Here is a 20,088-nt window from a genome sequence, read left to right on the forward strand (position 1 = left end):
GGTGGCCTCAAAAGTATTTTTCCTTAAGTTTCCGCTTCCGTCGCCGTAGCGGGAATCATTTTGATATCCGTCGCTAATCCCAAGAATTGCAGGAGGCGAATGGTCATCCAAGTGATATCAAGTTCCCACCACTTCAAACCATGACGGGCAGAATATTGATAAGCGTGATGGTTATTGTGCCAACCTTCACCGTAAGTCACTAAAGCCACCCACCAACAGTTCCGAGATTTGTCATCAGAATCATAGGTTCTGTAGCCGAATTTGTGAGTTGCACTGTTCACAAACCAAGTGCAGTGGAACACAAAGACGAGGCGGAAGAAAATCCCCCAAACCACATAAGACCAGCCACCCAAGGCAAAGAGAATCAGGCCTAAAACCACCTGAACCAGTACAAAGTATTGATCGAAGAATTTATAAACTGGGTCGTCTTTAATATCTTTGGTAAAACGGGGAATATGTTCATGAGCGGGGATTTTATAGAACATCCAGCCTAAATGACTCCAGAAGAACCCTAAACTAGAATCATGGGGATCTAAATCCCGGTCGGAGTGTAAATGGTGGATGCGGTGTAACCCCACCCAGTCAATCACGCCCCCTTGACAGGCCAAAGCACCACAGAAAACAAAGAAATACTCCACCAGTTTGGGCGCTTTAAAGCTCCGATGACTCACCAGACGATGCCACCCTAGAGTAATTCCCAGACCCCCTGTAATCCAGTGGAGCAAAAGAACTACACCTATCGCTGACCAGCTAAAATTTCCGGGCAGCAGGGCAAACAACGCAAAAAAATGGATGAATGCCATATAGGAGATATTCTTCCAGTTAAGCGGAAGCTTATTCGATGTCGCAGCAGTCATGTATGAACCTAAAAAAAATTAACAAAGTAGCCTTATCCTATCGAAGATTAAATGGTTTATTCTAAGAATTCAGACAAATTTCACGCTTTATTAAGGAATGAACAGCAGAGAATTGCTGAATGACGCAGAAAAGGCACTCCTTCCGATTTTTCACCGAATTGATGCGCAGGTCAAGCAAAACCTAGAAAAAGTTTTGATGGCCTTTCGCCAGCACCGGGTCGGCCCCCATCACTTCGCGGGGGTGAATGGCTACGGACACGATGATTTAGGCCGTGCTACCCTCGATCAAGTTTTCGCCCAGGTCATGGGGGCGGAGGCGGCGGCGGTGCGGTTACAATTTGTCTCGGGGACTCATGCGATCGCCTGTGCTTTATTCGGGGTTCTGCGGCCGGGGGATGAGATGTTGGCGGTGGCGGGCGCGCCCTACGATACCCTAGAGGAGGTGATTGGTCTTCGGGGGTCGGGTCAGGGGTCTTTAGGGGAATTTGGCATTGAGTACCGTCAGCTAGAGTTAACCCCCACAGGTGAGATTGACTGGCAGGCGCTGGGGCATTCGGTGCAGGAGAAAACCCGTTTAGTTCTCATTCAGCGCTCCTGCGGCTATTCGTGGCGGAAGAGTTTGTCGTTATCAGATATTGAGAAAATTGTCAAGGTAGTTAAGGCACAAAATCCCGAAACGGTGTGTTTTGTGGATAATTGCTATGGGGAATTTATCGAAACCCAAGAGCCGACGGGGGTAGGGGCGGATTTGATGGCCGGGTCTTTGATTAAGAATCCGGGGGGAACGATTGTGCCGACGGGGGGCTATGTGGCGGGACGGGAGGAGTGGGTAGAGGCGGCCACCTGTCGGTTAACGGCGCCGGGGATTGGCAGTTCTGGGGGGGCGACGTTTGATCTGAATCGTCTGTTGTTTCAGGGGTTATTTTTAGCGCCCCAAATGGTGGGGGAGGCGATGAAGGGAACCCATTTGGTGGCCTATGTGTTTGATCAGTTGGGCTATGAGGTGAATCCGGGGCCGTTAGAACCCCGTCGAGATGTGATTCAAGCCATCCGTTTGGGTTCACCGGATAAGCTGATTGCCTTCTGTAAGGCGATTCAACGCCTTTCTCCCGTGGGGTCTTACCTAGAACCGGTGGCGGCGGCCATGCCGGGGTATGAGAGCGATTTAGTGATGGCTGGGGGAACGTTCGTGGATGGCAGTACCTCGGAATTTTCGGCGGATGGGCCGTTGCGAGAACCCTATATTGCTTTTTGTCAGGGGGGGACTCATTGGACTCATGTTGCTCTGGCGTTGGAAGCGGCGATCGCAGCGCTTAATCCGGAGTGACTCCCTAACTAGGGCTGAATAAGTCCGAGAGTTGGGGAGTCGGGAATCGGGAATAGGGAATAGGGAGTCGGGAGTCGGGAGTCGGGAGTCGGGAGTCGGGAGTCGGGAATCGGGAGTCGGGAATCGGGAATCGGGAATCGGGAGTCGGGAATCGGGAATAGGGAATAGGGAGTCGGGAGTCGGGAGTCGGGAATCGGGAGTCGGGAGTCGGGAGTCGGGAGTCGGGAGTCGGGAGTCGGGAGTCGGGAGTCGGGAATCGGGAGTCGGGAATCGGGAGTCGGGAGTCGGGAGTCGGGAATCGGGAGTCGGGAGTCGGAAGTAATGTCATTGCGTTTGCTGCGCAACGCTTCGCGAACGCGTAGCGTTCCGAAGGAAGGTACGAAGCAATCTAGTCAGGAGTCAGGAGATTGCCTCTCCCCCTCTCTCCCTATTCCCTGTTCCCCGTTTCCCTATTCCCTATTCCCTAGCCCCACGAGCAAAGTTATTCAGCAGACCCTAACTATATAACGAGGGTTTAATCAATGCCGGAACAATGCGATCGCAGGCCATTCTCCCTCCCGATAAATTCCGCGCCACTGGACCCAATTGTAAGGCCGCCCATCCTCCCATAACAAAAATATTGCTCTTCCCCCAGCGTAAATGGTCATCCAACACAGGTAAACCCCGAATAAGGGGCAGTGGGGCAAAATCCTGTAGAGTTTTCAGCAGGGGGTGTTGGGCGACATCCCATTGAGTCCCCGTGGCACACCAAAGGCGATCGCATTTCAAGGTCTGACCATCATCACAGGTAATCTGCCACTGTTGCCCCGACTCTACAAGATCCACAATTTGGCAATTTTCCCGTAACTGTAACAGACCTTGCTTTTGGGCTTGACGGAGTTGGGTCATCATTTCCGGGGTGAGAGATCCCCCATTGCGGGCGCTTTGGATCATCTGCCAACGAGTCTCCCAGTCTCTCTCCTCCCAGAAGGTTTTAAGGGACTTGGGCCCTAACCAACTGGGATCCGCATCAAACAGTTTAACCTGCATTTTCCGACGGTGGATTAGGGTGACAGTGGCTCCTCGGGTCGTTGCACCTACCGCTAAATGGCCGGCCGTCAGTCCTCCCCCCACAATCACCACCTGTTCCCCCCTCAAAGATAACCCCCTTAAATCCACCTCTTGGGCGCTACAGAGACGTTCGCCCCTGTGATTTTCCGCCCAACTGGGCCACTGGGGAACACTAGGCCCGGTGGCCAACACCACCCGACGGGCAATCACCGACTCCCCCGATCCACTATGGAGTTGGTACAAACTGGATTTGCGCCCTTTGAGGGGTTCAATGGCCTCAATTTTTTGCGGGATCACTTGTTCTTCCAGTTGCCAGCGTTTAATCACATCTTGACAAAACTGTTGGAAGAGTTCCCGACTCGGACGATCATAGGGGGGGTAAAAATGCTCCGGTCGAGTTTCGGCAAAATGGCGCAGGGCGTAAGGATTGGGGTCTGGGTGATGAACGGCAGGCGATCGCAAATAGGGAATATCTAAGGCCTCAAACTGCTGCTGCCACACCTTCAGCCACTGCCCACTGGGATCAAAAATCTTTAAACGCGATCGCCACTTCGGCCGCTTTTTCAACAAATGCGTCGCCAACATTAAACCATGAGGGCCGGCTCCAATTATCGCAATATCAAGGGGTCGAGTCATTACCGAACAAGTCATAATCGGATTTTTTCGCCAATGGGTTGGAAAATAGAACGCTATAATCTAGAATGATAATCGTTCTCATTTTAACCTCACAATGACCCTATCCCCACCCAAACTTTCTTCTCCGATCTTCCGAAGACCGCGACGTTTAAGGCAGAGTGACGGATTGCGGCGTTTAGTGCGAGAAAACCACCTGCAACTGGATGATTTAATCTACCCAGTCTTTGTTATGGAAGGAGAGAATCAACAAGTCGAAGTTCCTTCAATGCCCGGAATATACCGCTATAGCTTAGATTTGTTATTAGAGGAACTAGCCAGCGTGCAGGAATTGGGACTGAGTGCGATCGCCCTTTTTCCCCTCATCCCTGAACACCAAAAAAACAACCAAGGCAGCGAAAGTTATAATCCCGACGGCCTCATCCCCCGTGCTATCCGTGCCATAAAACAGGCATTTCCTGACCTGATTGTTATTACCGATGTCGCCTTAGACCCTTATAGTGATCAAGGACACGACGGCATCGTTGACGAAAACGGGAAAATCCTCAACGATGAAACCGTTGCCGTTTTAATCAAACAATCCCTCGTCCAAGCAGAAGCAGGCGCTGATCTTGTCGCCCCCTCAGACATGATGGACGGACGCATTGGAGCCATTCGGAAAGCCCTCGACGGTGCCGAATACATCCAGACAGGCATCTTAGCCTATAGTGCTAAATACGCCTCAGCCTACTACGGCCCCTTTCGAGATGCCCTCGACTCCGCCCCCAAATTTGGCGATAAAAAAACCTATCAAATGGACATCGCCAACAGTCGAGAAGCCCTCAAAGAAGTCATTCTAGATCGAGCAGAAGGGGCTGATATTATCATGGTCAAACCTGCCCTTGCCTACCTTGATATTATTACCCGCATTAAACCCTATACCTACACCCCCATTGCGGCCTATAACGTCAGTGGAGAATATGCCATGATTAAAGCCGCCGCTCAACGGGGATGGGTCGATGAAAAGACCATTGTTTTAGAGACTTTAACCAGCATTAAACGGGCTGGGGCTGACCTTATTTTAACCTATTTTGCTAAACAAGTTGCTGAATTGGGAATAGGTAACGGGGAACGGGTAACGGGTAATAGGGAATGGGGAATAGGTAATAAATAATGGGTAATAGGTAATAGGTAATAGACATCTCCCCCTCTCCCCTGCTCCCCTGCTCCCCTGCTCCCCCCTGTTCCCTGTTTCCCAGTTCAATCAGTCTAACAATTATAAACCTTAACCAACTCCTAACCATGAATCAAAGAGTACAAGAAATAGAAGTCGCCAACCTCCCTAAACAAGGATTGCCTGTTACCATTATTACAGGCTTCTTAGGCAGTGGAAAAACCACCCTGCTTAATCATATCCTAAACAATCGCCAAAACTTGAAAGTGGCCGTCCTCGTCAACGAATTTGGCGACATTAATATTGATAGTCAATTGCTCGTTTCCTTAGAAGATGATAAAATAGAACTGAGTAATGGCTGTATTTGTTGCACCATAAACGAGGGTTTAGTAGAAGCCGTTTATAAAATCTTAGAAAAAGAAGACGTTGATTATTTGGTCATTGAAACGACAGGCGTTGCTGACCCTCTGCCGATTTTATTAACCTTTTTAGGCACAGAATTGAGAGACTTAACCCATCTCGATTCAATCATTACAATAGTTGATGCAGAAACCTTTGACTTGAATCACTTTGGCAGTGAAGCCGCCATAAATCAACTGATTTATGGTGATATTATTTTGTTAAATAAAACCGACCTTGTTTCAGCCCAAAAACTGTTAGAATTAGAAGGCTTTATCCGGCAAAACAAAAACGCGGCTCGGATTTTAAATTGTCAGTATGGCAAAGTTCCCTTACCCCTGATTTTAGATGTGGGATACAATGACCCAGAACAGTATGCAGTCTTTCTAGAAGATCATAGTCCTGCTAGTCATGATCATCATGAACATGAGCATCATGATCATAAACATCATGAACATGACCATCATCACACCAGTCACCACCTTGATAATGATGGTTTTGTCGCCATTTCTTTCCAGAGTACCCGTCCTCTTTCCATCGAGAAATTCCAAGAATTTTTAGATGAAATTCCCGAAACCGTTTTCCGAGCAAAAGGCATCTTGTGGTTTGTTGAAAGTGAACAAAAGCACATTTTCCAACTGAGTGGAAAGCGGTTCATGATTGATGCTGACTTTTGGCACGATGAAAAGCGGTCGAATCAACTTATTTTAATTGGTCGTAACCTAGAAAAAGAGCGTTTACTTCAAGGATTAGAACAATGTCACGCCCTCCCGGAAGCAATAACCGCTCTCTAGGTTGAGTGAAGCACCAACGCAATCTAACAAAACAATTGAAAGACTTGTACATTTTGCGAAACACCCTTATATTCATCAATTGATGATGGCACAATTACAACAACAATCTCCCGGCTTATATTTAGTCTCTGGTCCGGCTGGGAGCGGAAAAACTTACTGGATTAATCAACAATTGCACCAACAACCAGAGATTAAGGTTTATGGTGCGCCCGGTCAAAGTTCGTGGTGTCTAGACTTTGCCTATCTTGAGAGTAAAATCACAGGAAAATGGCAAAATCTCAACACAGGAAACCTAGCGGAAATTGAAAGATGGGCGTTACAATCTCCAGTGTATCTAGAACTAGGGTTTCATTTAGATTTACAAGCCTTACCATCTTTTTCTATTCCCTGTTATAAGGTGGCCGTTTTGCCCAGTGGTTTAGCGATGAGTGAGTGGCATTTCTGGGCGGATGATTTGGTGTTAGGAGTAGGGGCAATGACTCCCCAAATGCCCTCCCAAATCCAGAAATCCGATCTAACGGGGGAAGTCTTTGATCCGGCCAGTTTAGAGGTGGTTTGGTATGAATTAACTCACGGTGCTTATGGAGAAGTGCAACGGGCGAAGGGGATTTTTAATGTTGTCGATGGGCACTCATTTTGGTTTAGTTTTGTGGTGGGTCAAGAGAGCTATTATGAGGAGCTAAACCGCCCTCTGTGTTTGGATGGTCGTCCGGGGGGATTGAGTGGGATTGAGGTGTTCGGTCAAAATCTGGATACAGAGGCGATCGCATCTAATCTCGCTGCCAGTTGTTTAAATGACCAACTCCTGAGCCACTATCAAGCCCAATACCGCAATCATACCCCCAATTACGAGGTCGTCTCATGAAAATTGCAGTTCTCTCTTGTATTCACGGCAACTACGAAGCTCTCAACGCCGTATTATCGGATTTAGACCAGCACAAAGCCGAAAAAATCTACTGTTTAGGGGATTTAGTGGGCTATGGCCCCTATCCGAACGCCGTAGTAGAAATGATCCGCTCCCTAGATATTCCCACCTGCCAAGGCTGTTGGGATGAGGATATTGTAGAAGGATTGAATGCTTGTGAGTGTAGCTATCCCTCCCTATTGGCTGAACAACGGGGTAAACTCGCCCATGAATGGACGAATGAGCGCATCTATCCTGAAGTGCGGGAATATCTCGCCCAACTCCCCCTAACGTTGCGCGAGGGAGACTTATGTTTTACTCACGGCAGTCCCCAAAACCAACATGAGTATCTTTTACCGGAAATGAATGCCTTTGCGGCCTTAGAGCGTGTGCTATCAACGGGGGCGAATATCCTGTTTTGTGGTCATACCCATGTTCCCTATATTCGCACCTTAGAAGCGGGATCTATTCGCTTGCGAGTGCAATCTGAGGGGGAAAGTGCAGAGGAAACGGTGGTTAATACTCCCCTGCGACGGATTGTGAATGTGGGGTCAGTGGGAGAACCGCGTCATGGGCGCCCTAATGCCACTTATGTCCTCTATGACACTATAACGGATCACGTCGAGTTAAGAGAAGTGGAGTATGACTATCAAAAAACCTGCGCGGCTATTATTGAACAAGGTTTACCGCCGATTTTTGCTTGGCGTTTAGCGCGGGGATTGGAGTTTGCCGAACGGGCCGATGATCCCAGTCATATTTGCGAACGTTAGGGAGAACTTGATGTGATGATGTGGGCAATTTTAACTGGGATTGAGGGCAATTTAGCGGCCTATGAGGCGGTTTTACGGCATCTGAAGCGGCAATCGGTGGAGATTGAAGCCCTGTATATTCTGGGGGATGTACTGGGCTTACAGGGGCCTGTGGAGGCTCTTCTAGAGCGTTTACAGTCGCCCCAAGGGGGGGAACCCACGCCCCAAATTTGTGCAGGTTTTTGGGAGGATCAGTATCTTCAGATGCAGGGGTGGGGGGGTGGACAACCGGAAGCGGCTTTGAGTCGCTATGGGACTGATGTTCTGATGGCGTTACAGGAAAGGGTGCCTCGGTCTTGTTTGGATTGGTTGCGATCGCTCCCCTTTGGCTTTTTTGAACTAGATTGCTTACTCGTCCACGGCAGCAGCGTTAGCGTTACCGATGAACTTTCCCCCCAAACCCCCCCTTGGCAGTTACTGGATTATTTGGTGCGAGTCGATGCGAATTTCCTCTTTTGTGGTCGTCTAGGTCAGTTTTTTAGGGTAGAACTCCAAAATAGTCAACTCTCCGCCCAAGTCACTACTTTAGATCAACCCCTCATTGAACAAAAAGCCACCTCTTCCCCCCGTCAGATTATCGGAGTGGGAAGCGTGGGACGGGTTTCAGGAATAGCTCATTCTTTGTTGTTCAGTCCCACCACAGGACAGATTTGCCCTCAAACCGTAGAGTACACGCCCAAGCCGATCTCTCCCTGATTTAACCATCCTTGATTGACCAATTTTCGCTAGAGAGTTCTTGGATAATACCGAAATCAGATTCGTTGCAAGTGAGAAGGGTGGCATTTTGAACCAGAGCAATGGCAGCAATTTTCAAGTCCATATTGCCCAAACGAGGGTAGGCCTTGCGGAGGCGTTGATGCTCCAATGCGGCGGGATAATCAAAAGGCAAAATAGGAATGAAACAATAGTCCTTTGCTGTTTTTTGCAGTCCTTCATAAGCGATGATTTGTTGCTCAACTGTTTTCGCTTGGGAGAGAAAATTAAGTCTACCTCTGATTTGTTCTTCATAAGTGATGACGGTGACGGCCATTTGAATAGTCTCAATGGTGGCTATTTTCGCCAGAATCCGTTGACCGGGTTCACCATTACGTTGAATCAGACTCAGATGATCAGTATCGAGAATATACATCGGATGGGGCTAACTTTATTGGGCAGTTTTGCGCCATTCTTGTCCGAGTTGAATCACGGTTTCAAAGGTGGGGTCATTGGCATGACTCCCGGCAATGCGTTCCCACCAAGGTTGTTGTAGAGAGGGGACGGTGGCTAACACTTGTTTAAGGCGAGTCAGTTCGAGTTCCAAACGGGTGACTCGTGCTTCAATGGCCTGGGGCTGATTTTGAGTGGGTTGTCCAGTCATAGTCAGGGGTGATTTTTCAGGTTGGGGGAGTCTGTTCGATTAGTATAACTCATCTTTTTAGGGAAGAAATCCCACTCGTTACGATTCCCTCTCCCCCTCTCCCTGATTCAGCAAGCCCTATTTCGTCAGAAAACACAGTAGAATTGCTGTTTTTGAGGGAGGATCTGGCACAATGAGACATCATGGTTCGCACTGCTATGCCCATTGTTTCTGAAAGCCTCAAAGAGAGAGCATCATGACCAGCAAAATCCCAGAGGATGCGTTCTCGGTGGTTTCCGTCCACGGAATCATCACCGTTAAAATCCCACCCCGTCTCAGTATTCTAGAAGCGGTGGCCTTTACCACGACTTGTCAAGGTTTGGTGCAACAAGAACCTCCTCCCCAAAAAATTCAACTCGATTGTGGCGACACCCATTTTATTGATAGTAGCGGGGTGGGGGCTTTGGTCAAAGTGCTGAAGACCTGCCGCGAACAAAGTGTAGTGTTAAGTTTACAAGGGGTTCATCCGTCGGTGAAGACGGTGTTAGAAATGACGGGACTCCATGAAGTTTTAACTATTGATTCCTATTTAGAACGCCCCGTCGAGGCCTCGAAACAACGGGCAGATAACCGTCCCCCGGAAACTCATCCCTCGGTGCGATCGCCCATAAAACGCTTGATTGATATTGTGGGGAGTCTAGTCGGACTAGGGATTACAGCCCTTTTGTTTATTCCCATTGCGATCGCCATTAAACGAGATAGTCCCGGTCCGATCTTCTTTGGTCAAGTGCGCTGTGGGTGGTTAGGCCGTCGTTTTCGCATCTGGAAATTTCGTTCCATGTGTAGTGATGCGGAAGCTATGAAAAATCGAGTGAAGAATGAAGCATCAGGGGCATTTTTCAAAAACGAGAATGATTTTCGGGTAACGAAGGTCGGGCGCTTTTTAAGACGAACCAGCTTAGATGAACTTCCCCAATTTTGGAACGTCTTAAGAGGAGAAATGAGTTTAGTCGGAACTCGCCCCCCCACCCCCGATGAGGTGGAACGCTATCAAGTTCCTGAATGGCAACGTCTGGACGTGAAACCGGGAATGACAGGGGAATGGCAGGTGAACGGACGCTCCAAAATTCGCAATTTTGAGGACGTGATTCAACTTGACCTGCGCTATCAACGCAACTGGAGTCTACTCTATGACATTCAATTGATTTTAAAAACCATTCTGATTTTATTTCGTAAGAATAGTGGTGCAGTTTAATTTCATTCGTAATTCAACGGGTCGAGGGAGGCGCAAGGGCGCTTCATTATCGTCTGTGCAGAAAGAACACCCCATTCAACAATTACATCTCCGTTTTAATACAGATTTGCAGGAATTAGCCCGCTTATTGTCCCAGTTGGAACTCCTGCTCTGTCCCTATTTGCCGGAGGAGATTTTCTGGCAATGTCAAACGGCGATCGCAGAAGGATTTACCAATGCCGTTCGCCATGCTCATCATAATCTACCCCCCACCACCCCCATTGATTTAGAGGTTAAGGTGTTACGGCACAGTGTAGAAATCCAGCTTTGGGACTGTGGCGCTCCCTTTGATTTGGCTGGGAAACTTGCCCAAATTCGCCAAAATCCCGAAGATTGGACCCAAGATCATGGACGGGGATTGTGTTGGATGGCGGAGTTCATGGATGAGTTGCGCTACATTCGCGTTCTGGGTCAAAAAAATGAACCCTATCCTGAACGGAATTGTCTCATCATGCGTCGTCAGTGGAGGGGTAGGGGGTAGGGCAATCTTCACGGCACGGGTCAAGATTACCCATTCCCGATTCCCCAGACACGAGGAATGAGGGGGCGACGCTGCATCTGCTCCCCAGAGTCCTCTGAGAGGCCTCGTAAATGGTGCCAGAGGCGAATAAATGCACTTTTGACCTCCTGAGTCGATCGACCCCGATAACGGCAGTAGAGGCCTTGATTTTGGGTTTGGGTGAGGCCGATTTCACTGTGGGGGGCGGGGGGGCAAAGATGACGTAGGGCGACCCAATGTTCTGAGGTAATAGGACTCCCCAGCCACAAGAAACTCCCCATAATGGGACATCCTGCTAAAGCGTGGGGACTTTCTACCGTTTCAAGACTGCCAGGAAGCCATTGGCGGTCAATCCAGAGGGGTTTTCCCCCTTGCCAGATTTCTGTGCGCGATCGCCAATTCCCCCGCAAAAAACGTTCCCCCCGTGCTGTCCGTCCAAAACGGGTAATTTCCCAACCGCAAAACCTGGCCCCCCAATCCAAATTTACCCGCAATTCCTGACGATATTCTGCCCCCTCAAAGACAATACTTTCCTGGGGCAACCATTCTAAATAAGCCCCCCGTCCAAGCTCAACCTCAAGGCACTGGGTGGCTGTTTCCCCCAAACTCCCATAGATTTTCTGCGCGGCCGCCGTCGTCATTAACACCTGACTGTCGGGCTGTAACTCCACCCGTTGGGTCAGTTGATCCCCCCCCACAATGCCCCCAGCCGTGTGTAACGCCACCGTATGGCAAATTTGACCCCCTTCCGGGTAAAACGGGCGTTGTACCTTCAGAGGGGCTTGATTGTGTTGATATTTCAGTTGGGTTCTACCCCCCTGAAAATGGTAGATCAAATGTAGTTTCCCGTGCCAAGGCGATCGCATTAAAAACTCCAACTCTAGACACGATTATAAGGAAGTTGAGACAGGATTCGTGCCATCGCACAAGTCCCAGTAACTCCAGCAAAGGTTAATCCCGCTCCCACAAACCCACTGAGCAACAAAAACCAGGGGGAAACTAAAGCACCTAAAATTGTTCCCGTTAGCACGAGAGATCCGGCAATAATTTGTACTTGCCGCATGATACTAATAGGCGCTTTTTTGTTAATAAAGGTGGGATAACCTTGTTGTTTCCAGTTGTTTAGTCCCCCTTCAAGATGACTCACCTTTTCAAACCCAGCCATAAAAAGTTTTTGGGCGGCTTGACTGGAACGGTTGCCACTTTGACAATACAAAACTAATTGTTTTTGAGCATCTTGGGGGATACGATCGGCCTCAAAACTAGATAAAGAGACTCGTACTGCTCCCTGAATCCGTTCCCCAGCAAATTCTGACGGTTCCCGCACATCAATGAGATAGATTTTATCTTGTTCTAACGCCTCGTATAAGGTGGCGGGGTCTAAATTCCGTAAACGATTTTGGATGTTAGTCATGGTTAATAAACTCCTAAAAGGTTGCAAAATGAATTAACGTTGGTTGAGTTCTTTCCACTCTTGCAACGCGAAGAAGGGAACACGCAATTCTACGGGTTGTTCAAGGGTGGGAACATCGAGACGGAGGAAGTTCACCCCGGGCAGTTGGGGGATAATTTCGGTTAAGTTATACTGTCCAACGTTGGGGGAGGGAGATTGTTCGGCAAAATCATCACTGGCGCTGAATTCTTCGGACCCGGCACGCAATACTAGGGGCTGGGGATGAGTGACGGTAATGCCGGGGAATCCCACTAAACGCAGGTGAGTTAAGCTGGGTTGATCGGGTTTCACTCGTTTAAACAGCACGACTTGCCATGTTTTGCCGTTTTGATCTTGCAAGGTTTGCCGAGATTGGTAGAGCATCTGATCGGCACTTTCGGGCAGTTGGCGGATCTCGGCGATCGCAGGTTGCCCCACCATCACCAGACTTAACAACAGGATGCACCCCAGCCAAAAAAGCCGTTTCAATTGCCCTTTTATTGCACTAAATCGGCAATTAAGAGATAAAAACCCTTTAAACATCGTTTTACTCCGTTAAAGCTTGTTGTAAGGCCTGTTGCACTTCCGGCACAAAGACGGAATACATCCCGCGCAAGTCGCCAACTTGGAAATCAAAGGCTAAGTCTTGGGGGTACTTTTCCTGGACAAATTTGGGTCGGTTCTCTTTTGCCCCATGACAGGCTAAACAACTGGCCTCCACATTAATCCGTCGGAAATAGTGCATTCCCTCCTGACCTTTTACGGTGTCTTTTTGCCAAAAAGCCAATAATTCGGGATCTTCACTAAAACGGTTTAAGGCTTGCACCGCTTGGGGGGAGTCGGGTTTATGCTCCCGATTGCGGTATTTACTGGCCATTTGCTTCACTTGCCAGCCATTTTCTTGACTCAACTGTTTAGCCCGCATCCCCACAGGTTTACAGACTTCCTGCATGGTTTGGGGGGTGGGCTCCTCGCTACGACCTTCGAGGGTGGATGCCAGTCCGGAACGCATTTGATCTAAATATTCAATTTCTTGGACGACTTTGGCCAAGTTTTCGGGGAGAATATCGGCCTGGGCTACCTTGGGGAAACTGAACCCGCAGAAAAGGCATAAAATCAAACCTAAGATGAGGGCAGAAGGGAGAAAGCGCATACAACAAACCTTACTTAGAGTGTGGACAGGGGGGAGAGACTAGGATAAAGCGGGAACTTTGCCACATTGTTGATTGGCCGGCACCGCTTCCATAATCTTCTGGGGGTCGGGAAGATTTAAACTATTCATCAGTTCAATGAAAGAGTTGCGATCGCGCCCTGCTAAACGAGGATTAAATTGTTTCTCCTCCCCAACCGTTGAAACCGTTTGTCCTCGGTAGTCATGACCCGGATAAATCAGGGTTTCGTCAGGGTAAGTAAACAGGCGCTGGTTGATGGAATCGTACAGTTGACCGGGATCTCCGCTTTGGAAGTCGGTACGACCACATCCCCGAATAAACAAGGCATCCCCAGTTAATAAATGGGTGCCATTTACGCCATAGGTCATGTGACAATTCGTATGGCCAGGGGTGAAAATGGCCTCGACTTTAATAGACCCCATTTCAATCACCTCCCCATCTTTGATATGACGGTTGGCACAGGCCGCAACGGCCTGTTCTGGAACAATCCCCTGACATCCCGTTAAATCGCGCAATTTCCCGGTTCCAGTAATATGATCGGCGTGGATATGGGTTTCCAAGCAATAACGCAGGGTTAACCCCAACTCCTGAATCAATTGCAAATCCCGATCCACTTGTTCCAACACGGGATCGACTAAGATCGCTTCTTTCGTCTCCAAATCTGCGATCAGATAAGTATAGGTACTGGTTTCTGGGTCAAAGAGTTGACGGAACAGCATTTGGCGGCCTCCTCAATAGGCTAAAACAAGGTACACTTAAATGATATCTATGTTTTTCATATTTATCATACTACCATATGGTAATATGGTGTCAAGAGGAAAATCAAAATAGCTGCACATTATTGCAAAATGCTGACAACACAGGTTTCGCCAGAAGCACTTAACCGGATTGCCGAATACTTCAAGGTTTTGTCTGAAGTGAGTCGTTTGCACATCCTTTGTAGTTTGAAGTCTGGCGCAAAGAACGTAACGGAGATTATTGAAGTCACAGGACTCGGACAAGCCAATGTGTCCAAACACCTAAAAATTCTGACTCAGGTCGGTATTGTCAAGCGCCAACCTCAAGGGGTAAGTGTTTATTACGAGATCACCGATGTGAGTGTTTTCAAGTTGTGCGAGATTGTATGCGATCGCCTTTCCGTAAATTTAGAACAGCAATCCCAGCATCTCGAACATTTAGATGCCTTCAAGCGGTTGTAATAATTAGGGAACAGGGAATAGGGAATAGCCAAAACTCTTACATGAGTGCCTCTTACCCTTTCCCCACTCCCTATTCCATCTTCCCTACTGACGACGATCTAAGACATTCGCCAACAAAGCCACCGGAATCATGGGAATAGCAGGTAATGCACAAATCAGCCATTGATTCAGAGAAAGGGGAGCCGTTTCAAATAAATCATTCATCACACCCCATTGACTGAAGATAACCTGTAAAAGCACCGCACTACCGACCCCAAAGAAAATGGCCGAAGAATTCGACTCAGGACTAGGTAACTTACGCAGACGGCGGACAATTGCCACCCCTAACTGACTGATACTGAGTAAATAGACAATCCGCGCCAAAACTAGGGCTTGAATCGCCATCGTGCGCCCAATCGCAATGTCTCCCGTCGTGGATCTGGCCCACTCGAAAATCCCGAAAATCAGAATCCAGTTAAACAGGGAAATTAAGCCAATCCGTTGTAAGAGTTTCCCGGAAAGCAGGGGGGCTTTAGGATTCAAGGGGGGCTGCTGCATAACCCCTAATGATTTCGGTTCAAAAGCCAAGGGAACCGTCATGGTGACTGAATTAATCATATTCAGCCAGAGAACCTGTAGAGAGAGAATGGGCAAATCTCGCGCCAAAACCGCACTAATCAGAATCGTCATCGACTCCCCCCCATTAACCGGGAGGAGGAAGGCGATCGCCTTTTGTAAATTCTGGTACACCGTGCGTCCTTCTTCCACAGCCGCCGAGATGGAGGCAAAATTATCATCGGTGAGTAACATGGCCGAAGCTTCCCGCGCCACATCCGTTCCCGCTTTGCCCATCGCAATCCCAATGTCAGCCTGTTTCAAGGCCGGGGCATCATTCACCCCATCCCCCGTCATGGCCACCACTTCGCCCTTACTTTGCAACGCTTCCACCAGTTGCAATTTTTGGGCTGGGGCGACGCGGGCAAAAACGACCCCATCCTCCACCGCTTGGGTCAGTTGATGGTCTTCCATTTTGCCCAACTCTCGCCCTTCAAAGGCTACTACTGGCCCGGATTTACCTAATCCCATCCGTTCTGCAATAGCCTTAGCGGTGGTGATGTGATCCCCAGTAATCATCTTGACCTGAATTCCGGCCGAGTGACAAGCATGAACCGAGGCGATCGCTTCTGGACGCGGAGGGTCAATCATCCCCTGTAGCCCCAGAAACTCTAACCCTGATTCTAAATCCCCATGATCTACCGAGTGGGTTTGATTGGGGACAATTTTCCGGGCAAAAGCCAACACCCGCAACCCTTGGGCGGCCATTGTTTCTACTTCTTGTTCAATAGGTTGGGGGTCAAGGGGAACGGTTTTCCCTCGGGCATTCAAGGTCTGAGAACAACGAGGCAGTAAGGCTTCCACCGACCCTTTCACATAGATCACCCGAGGGGAGTGATCATGAAGCGTGGCCATATACTGGTATTCCGACTCAAAGGGAATACTATCCAAGCGCGGCATCAATCCCATTAACCCCGATTTACTATAGCCCATCTTTTTGGCGGCCGTAATCAGCGCCCCTTCGGTGGGATCTCCAATCACCGACCAATCATTCCCCTCTTGTTCTAAACGGGAATCATTACACAATAAACCGGCCTTGAGACATTCATCTAAGACCGGGTGATTATCAAGACCAATGGTTTGATGGGCGGGGTCATCGGTGGCCAGTAAAATATCCCCCTTGGGACTGTAACCCCCTCCGGTCACTTTATACTTTTCTCCCCCGGCATAAATCCGTTGTACGGTCATCTGGTTTTCGGTCAGGGTTCCGGTTTTGTCAGAACAAATGACCGTCGCACTGCCCAAGGTTTCCACGGCTGGCAGTTTGCGGATAATGGCATTGCGCGCCGCCATCCGATTTACCCCAATGGCGAGGGTAATGGTGACAACGGCCGGGAGTCCTTCGGGGATGGCACTAACGGCCAAAGCAACGGCCGCGTCAAACATATGCACCCAGGATTCCCCTTGTCCTAAACCGACGGCAAAGGTCAAACTGGCTAAACCGAGGATGACGTAGAGGAGGGTGTGGCTAAATTTCGCAAACTTGCGCGTTAAGGGGGTGCTGAGATTGACCTGTTTTTGTAAGGATTGGGAAATTTTACCGACTTCCGTTTGATTGGCTGTGGCCACAACAACCCCTCGCCCTTGTCCAAAGGTGACAAAACTTCCGGCGTAGGCCATATTATGGCGTTCTGCAAGGGGGGTATCTTCGGCTAAGGTGTCCGTGGCTTTTTCTACGGGGACGGATTCCCCGGTGAGGGCGGACTCATCGACTTGTAAACTCCGCACGCTGAGGAGTCGTAAGTCGGCGGGGACTTTATCTCCAGAGGCGATGAGGACAATATCCCCGGGGACTAATTCTTGAGACGGCACAGGATAGTTTTGCCCGTCACGGATGACGATGGCTTCTGTGGTGACGGCTTTGGCGAGGGAGGCGATCGCACCTTCAGCCTTGGCTTCTTGGACAAAGCCGATAATGGCGTTGATTAACGTCACCCCCCAGATCACCGTTGCATCAGTCCAAGAGTTTAACAAGGCTTTTACCAACCCCGCAATGAGGAGGATATAAAGCAAGGGTTGATTAAATTGTAAGAGAAACCGCAACCAAGCCGGTTTACCGGGTTGAAACTCCAGTTCATTGGGGCCATATTCTTCATAGCGTCGTGCCGTTTCTTCGGCAGTTAGCCCCTTTTCTAGATTGGTGTTAAATGATTCAATCACTCCTTGATCTGAGACAGCATGATAGGGGTGATTTGTAAGTTTAGGTGGCATAAGACCTCCGACTGAACCCTGTGTCTACATCATTATAGGGAACGGGGAACGGGGAACAGGGAACGGGGAATCGGGAATCGGGAATCGGGAATCGGGAGTAGGGAATCGGGAGTAGGGAATCGGGAATCGGGAGTAGGGAGTAGGGAATAGGACGAATAGACATCTCCCCCTCTCCCCCCGTTCCCCGTTCCCTAAAATAAAAGAGTTTTGGCTATTCACTAGCCACTATTGCCCTGCTCCCCCGCTCCCCTGCTCCCCTGCTCCCCTATACCCCTAATTGTTTTAAAGCTTTTTCTGCCGCTTGCTTCTCGGCGGCTTGTTTTTTGCGGCCTTGCCCCACACCGTAGACCTTCCCGGCTACACGCACCTCAATGATAAACTCCTTCGCATGATCAGGGCCGAACTCCTCCCGTAGCAGATATTCTGGGTTTTCCCCATGTTTCGCTAACGCCCACTGTTGAAACTGATTTTTAGGATCGATAAATTTGGGGCTTGGGTTTTTGGGAGAGGACTGAGTAATTTTATCGAGTCCTAATAGTAAAAAAGGCTCAACATAACGTTTCACCGCTTCAATTCCCGCCTCGCAAAAATACGCCCCAATCAGAGCTTCAAAAACATCACAGAGTAGGGCGGGATTATCTCTACCCCCTTCCTGTTCCGCCCCTCGTCCTAGGCGCATCTTCTGGCCAGCGTCCAAAAGACGAGCGAAATAGGCAAACTGTTGTTCGTTCACTAAATTGGCGCGTAAACGAGTGAGTTGAGCTTCATCGAAATGCGGATACTTATGATACAAGAATTCACCGACTATAAAGCCTAAAACCGCATCTCCCAAAAATTCGAGTCGTTCATTATGTTGTCCTGTGTGAGGATGTTCATTAATATAAGAACGATGGGTTAAGGCTTGTTTGAATAATTTTTGATCTTGAATAGGAGGAAGTTCTTGCACCATATTTAAAACAACCGTAATTTTACGGATAAAATCTTGAGAAAGAACCTGTGATCAAACTCACATAAGGATGGTGTAGTTGATCGATGACCCCAAGACGGTTACTCATCATACTAAAACTTAACGGATGAGTTGGGTTATTTTTCCAGTAAAGGAAAACCCACATAATCTTTAAGTGGCTCTGGCAAAACTTTACAGAACCTTCACCTATTAAGGTAAAAAATCCCTTTTAATAGGAATAGGTTAAACGACAGTTTACTGAGGGCATCACCTAACACCAGAGCGGTTCATCGGAGCGGAGTAGTTCGCGTTAGTCCATCTCAGACCCATGAACCTCAGACAGATGAACAGAGCGAGGGGCAACTACATCATTCTGACTCACTTCCTCAGACCTTAACAATTTCCAACAACTTTCAACAACAGCTAAACCGCAAGACGACAGGGAGATAACCATGAAAGGGACGATTAAATCTTTATTACTCAGTGCTTCGATGGCCGTTGGGATGAGCGCGATCGCAACGAGCTCCGCTCTGGCTGCATCATTAACCAACGTGCAAATCTTCGGGACAGATTATCTGGTCTATGGTGCCGATGATGCTATTACTGCCTTAACAGATGGCGATCGCTACAGCCATATTGAGTTAAACGCTGGTGATGAGAACCTCAGCACCAACACCACGGGCTTTACTGGACTATTAGGATCTAACGTCATCAGAGTAGAAGGCATTACTGACCAAGATTGGAGCAATGGTTTAGGCGCCCAGTGGTTAGCTGATTTTACAGCCGCTTATCCTACAATCGCTGGCGCGAGCTTTATGGGCGTTAATATCGGCTCTCTGATTACCAACACTGCCGCTACAGTGGTCGGACGCGCTGGCGACCCCAATATTTCCTATATGGCAAAAGATACAACAACGGGTGTGATCGAAATGGACTTAATCGGTCACTACAACATTTGGGATGCGCCTTGGGTACAACTGGCCATTAATGAGCAAGTTCAAATCCTCTCCGCCCAAACTGGAATGCCCGTCTGGATGGTGGCTATGGGCGTTAATAGTTTCATGGCTGACCTCAGACAAGCGGTTCCCCTGCTGCAAATCAGCGAAATTGCTAAAGTCACCATTGATGGTCAAGTGTCCTATGCTTATGGCTTCTCTGCCGTTCAAACTGGGGTTTTAGCCGCCGATGCAGGCATGGGTGATTCTTCCTCTCACACTGGGCGTTACACCATCGCCCTCCAAGGAACTCCTGAAGAAGAGCGGGCTGATGTTCCTGAACCTTCTCTCATGATTGGTTTAGCATTGGTTGGGGGTGCGTTTGTTGCTTCTAAACGCAAATCCTAGGATTTCTCTTCTAAAACCCTTCTCTTCTCGCTTGAGGCTGAATCAGCACCTGTTGCTTCTCTACAATCAGCCTCATCCTTGAGGAATAAGTTGCGTCTAGGTCCAAGGGAGTTCGTTCACTCCCTTTCTCCATTTT

22 protein-coding genes are annotated in these 20,088 nt (G+C 48.8%); 11 read left to right on the forward strand and 11 right to left on the reverse strand.

The genetic code is table 11. The features are described 5' to 3' along the window. Positions 1 to 23: 23 nt before the first annotated feature. A complete protein-coding gene (locus SPI9445_RS0112865) occupies positions 24 to 857 on the reverse strand; it encodes an acyl-CoA desaturase (protein ID WP_026079759.1) in 834 nt (277 codons plus the stop codon). A 97-nt stretch (positions 858 to 954) separates the two neighbouring features. Between SPI9445_RS0112865 and SPI9445_RS0112870 the strand changes: the two genes are divergently transcribed. Together SPI9445_RS0112870 and SPI9445_RS25455 are read left to right on the forward strand one after the other, a co-directional pair. Beyond that, complete coding sequence (locus SPI9445_RS0112870) at positions 955 to 2,184, forward strand: methionine gamma-lyase family protein (protein WP_017305163.1); 1,230 nt, start codon at positions 955 to 957, stop codon at positions 2,182 to 2,184. A 31-nt stretch (positions 2,185 to 2,215) separates the two neighbouring features. Next, entirely contained in the window at positions 2,216 to 2,506 is a 291-nt protein-coding gene (locus SPI9445_RS25455) for a hypothetical protein (RefSeq protein ID WP_017305164.1), read from the forward strand. A 173-nt stretch (positions 2,507 to 2,679) separates the two neighbouring features. Here the strand turns inward: SPI9445_RS25455 and SPI9445_RS0112880 are convergent, their stop codons facing one another. Beyond that, positions 2,680 to 3,870, reverse strand: coding sequence for an FAD/NAD(P)-binding protein (locus tag SPI9445_RS0112880; protein WP_017305165.1), 1,191 nt, complete (start codon positions 3,868 to 3,870; stop codon positions 2,680 to 2,682). A gap of 94 nt (positions 3,871 to 3,964) precedes the next feature. Here SPI9445_RS0112880 and hemB point away from each other — a divergent pair, with 94 nt between their 5' ends. The 5 genes from hemB to SPI9445_RS0112905 all read left to right on the forward strand — a co-directional run bounded on the left by hemB (position 3,965) and on the right by SPI9445_RS0112905 (position 8,622). Next, the gene (gene hemB / locus SPI9445_RS25460) at positions 3,965 to 5,020 is read left to right on the forward strand and encodes a porphobilinogen synthase (protein ID WP_052646636.1); all 1,056 of its coding nucleotides are present in this window, start codon (positions 3,965 to 3,967) and stop codon (positions 5,018 to 5,020) included. Positions 5,021 to 5,148: 128 nt separating this feature from the next. Then, complete coding sequence (locus tag SPI9445_RS0112890; RefSeq protein WP_017305167.1) at positions 5,149 to 6,213, forward strand: CobW family GTP-binding protein; 1,065 nt, start codon at positions 5,149 to 5,151, stop codon at positions 6,211 to 6,213. 82 nt (positions 6,214 to 6,295) lie between these two features. Next, positions 6,296 to 7,078 (forward strand): CobW family GTP-binding protein, encoded by a 783-nt coding sequence (locus SPI9445_RS0112895; protein WP_164674518.1) that lies wholly within the window; start codon positions 6,296 to 6,298, stop codon positions 7,076 to 7,078. Beyond that, entirely contained in the window at positions 7,075 to 7,887 is an 813-nt protein-coding gene (locus SPI9445_RS0112900) for a metallophosphoesterase family protein (protein WP_017305169.1), read from the forward strand. The genes SPI9445_RS0112895 and SPI9445_RS0112900 overlap by 4 nt, the downstream gene beginning before the upstream one ends. Before the next feature lie 15 nt (positions 7,888 to 7,902). Further along, a complete protein-coding gene (locus SPI9445_RS0112905; RefSeq protein ID WP_202803692.1) occupies positions 7,903 to 8,622 on the forward strand; it encodes a metallophosphatase in 720 nt (239 codons plus the stop codon). 1 nt (position 8,623) lies between these two features. Here the strand turns inward: SPI9445_RS0112905 and SPI9445_RS0112910 are convergent, their stop codons facing one another. Together SPI9445_RS0112910 and SPI9445_RS0112915 are read right to left on the reverse strand one after the other, a co-directional pair. After that, on the reverse strand, positions 8,624 to 9,055 hold the full coding sequence (locus SPI9445_RS0112910) for a type II toxin-antitoxin system VapC family toxin (protein WP_017305171.1): 432 nt from the start codon (positions 9,053 to 9,055) through the stop codon (positions 8,624 to 8,626). A 15-nt stretch (positions 9,056 to 9,070) separates the two neighbouring features. Beyond that, positions 9,071 to 9,283 (reverse strand): hypothetical protein, encoded by a 213-nt coding sequence (locus SPI9445_RS0112915; RefSeq protein ID WP_017305172.1) that lies wholly within the window; start codon positions 9,281 to 9,283, stop codon positions 9,071 to 9,073. A gap of 235 nt (positions 9,284 to 9,518) precedes the next feature. Between SPI9445_RS0112915 and SPI9445_RS0112920 the strand changes: the two genes are divergently transcribed. Then, positions 9,519 to 10,517, forward strand: a complete 999-nt coding sequence (locus SPI9445_RS0112920) for a sugar transferase (protein WP_017305173.1) — start codon at positions 9,519 to 9,521, stop codon at positions 10,515 to 10,517. A 55-nt stretch (positions 10,518 to 10,572) separates the two neighbouring features. Then, on the forward strand, positions 10,573 to 11,037 hold the full coding sequence (locus SPI9445_RS0112925; protein ID WP_017305174.1) for an ATP-binding protein: 465 nt from the start codon (positions 10,573 to 10,575) through the stop codon (positions 11,035 to 11,037). A 26-nt stretch (positions 11,038 to 11,063) separates the two neighbouring features. On the opposite strand, the gene SPI9445_RS0112930 is transcribed toward SPI9445_RS0112925, so the two are convergent. The 5 genes from SPI9445_RS0112930 to SPI9445_RS0112950 are packed head-to-tail and all read right to left on the reverse strand — an operon-like array spanning position 11,064 to position 14,378. Continuing rightward, a complete protein-coding gene (locus tag SPI9445_RS0112930) occupies positions 11,064 to 11,921 on the reverse strand; it encodes an urease accessory protein UreD (protein WP_017305175.1) in 858 nt (285 codons plus the stop codon). Between the two features lie 14 nt (positions 11,922 to 11,935). Continuing rightward, positions 11,936 to 12,469, reverse strand: a complete 534-nt coding sequence (locus SPI9445_RS0112935) for a rhodanese-like domain-containing protein (protein ID WP_017305176.1) — start codon at positions 12,467 to 12,469, stop codon at positions 11,936 to 11,938. 33 nt (positions 12,470 to 12,502) lie between these two features. Continuing rightward, entirely contained in the window at positions 12,503 to 13,030 is a 528-nt protein-coding gene (locus SPI9445_RS0112940; RefSeq protein WP_071525289.1) for a DUF3122 domain-containing protein, read from the reverse strand. 4 nt (positions 13,031 to 13,034) lie between these two features. Beyond that, positions 13,035 to 13,640, reverse strand: a complete 606-nt coding sequence (locus SPI9445_RS0112945; protein ID WP_017305178.1) for a Tll0287-like domain-containing protein — start codon at positions 13,638 to 13,640, stop codon at positions 13,035 to 13,037. A gap of 39 nt (positions 13,641 to 13,679) precedes the next feature. Next, the gene (locus SPI9445_RS0112950; protein WP_017305179.1) at positions 13,680 to 14,378 is read right to left on the reverse strand and encodes an MBL fold metallo-hydrolase; all 699 of its coding nucleotides are present in this window, start codon (positions 14,376 to 14,378) and stop codon (positions 13,680 to 13,682) included. Between the two features lie 129 nt (positions 14,379 to 14,507). On the opposite strand from SPI9445_RS0112950, the gene SPI9445_RS0112955 reads away from it, so the two are divergent. Then, positions 14,508 to 14,858: an ArsR/SmtB family transcription factor gene (locus SPI9445_RS0112955; protein WP_017305180.1), complete on the forward strand. Its 351-nt coding sequence runs from the start codon at positions 14,508 to 14,510 to the stop codon at positions 14,856 to 14,858. A gap of 84 nt (positions 14,859 to 14,942) precedes the next feature. On the opposite strand, the gene SPI9445_RS31660 is transcribed toward SPI9445_RS0112955, so the two are convergent. Further along, a complete protein-coding gene (locus tag SPI9445_RS31660) occupies positions 14,943 to 17,663 on the reverse strand; it encodes a cation-transporting P-type ATPase (RefSeq protein WP_017305181.1) in 2,721 nt (906 codons plus the stop codon). A 265-nt stretch (positions 17,664 to 17,928) separates the two neighbouring features. Next, on the reverse strand, positions 17,929 to 18,612 hold the full coding sequence (rnc, locus tag SPI9445_RS0112970) for a ribonuclease III (RefSeq protein ID WP_017305183.1): 684 nt from the start codon (positions 18,610 to 18,612) through the stop codon (positions 17,929 to 17,931). A 449-nt stretch (positions 18,613 to 19,061) separates the two neighbouring features. Here rnc and SPI9445_RS0112975 point away from each other — a divergent pair, with 449 nt between their 5' ends. Beyond that, entirely contained in the window at positions 19,062 to 19,952 is an 891-nt protein-coding gene (locus SPI9445_RS0112975; RefSeq protein ID WP_017305184.1) for an NF038130 family PEP-CTERM protein, read from the forward strand. The last annotated feature ends 136 nt before the right edge of the window (positions 19,953 to 20,088 follow it).

Source organism: Spirulina subsalsa PCC 9445, from assembly GCF_000314005.1.
GTDB lineage: Bacteria > Cyanobacteriota > Cyanobacteriia > Cyanobacteriales > Spirulinaceae > Spirulina_A > Spirulina_A subsalsa.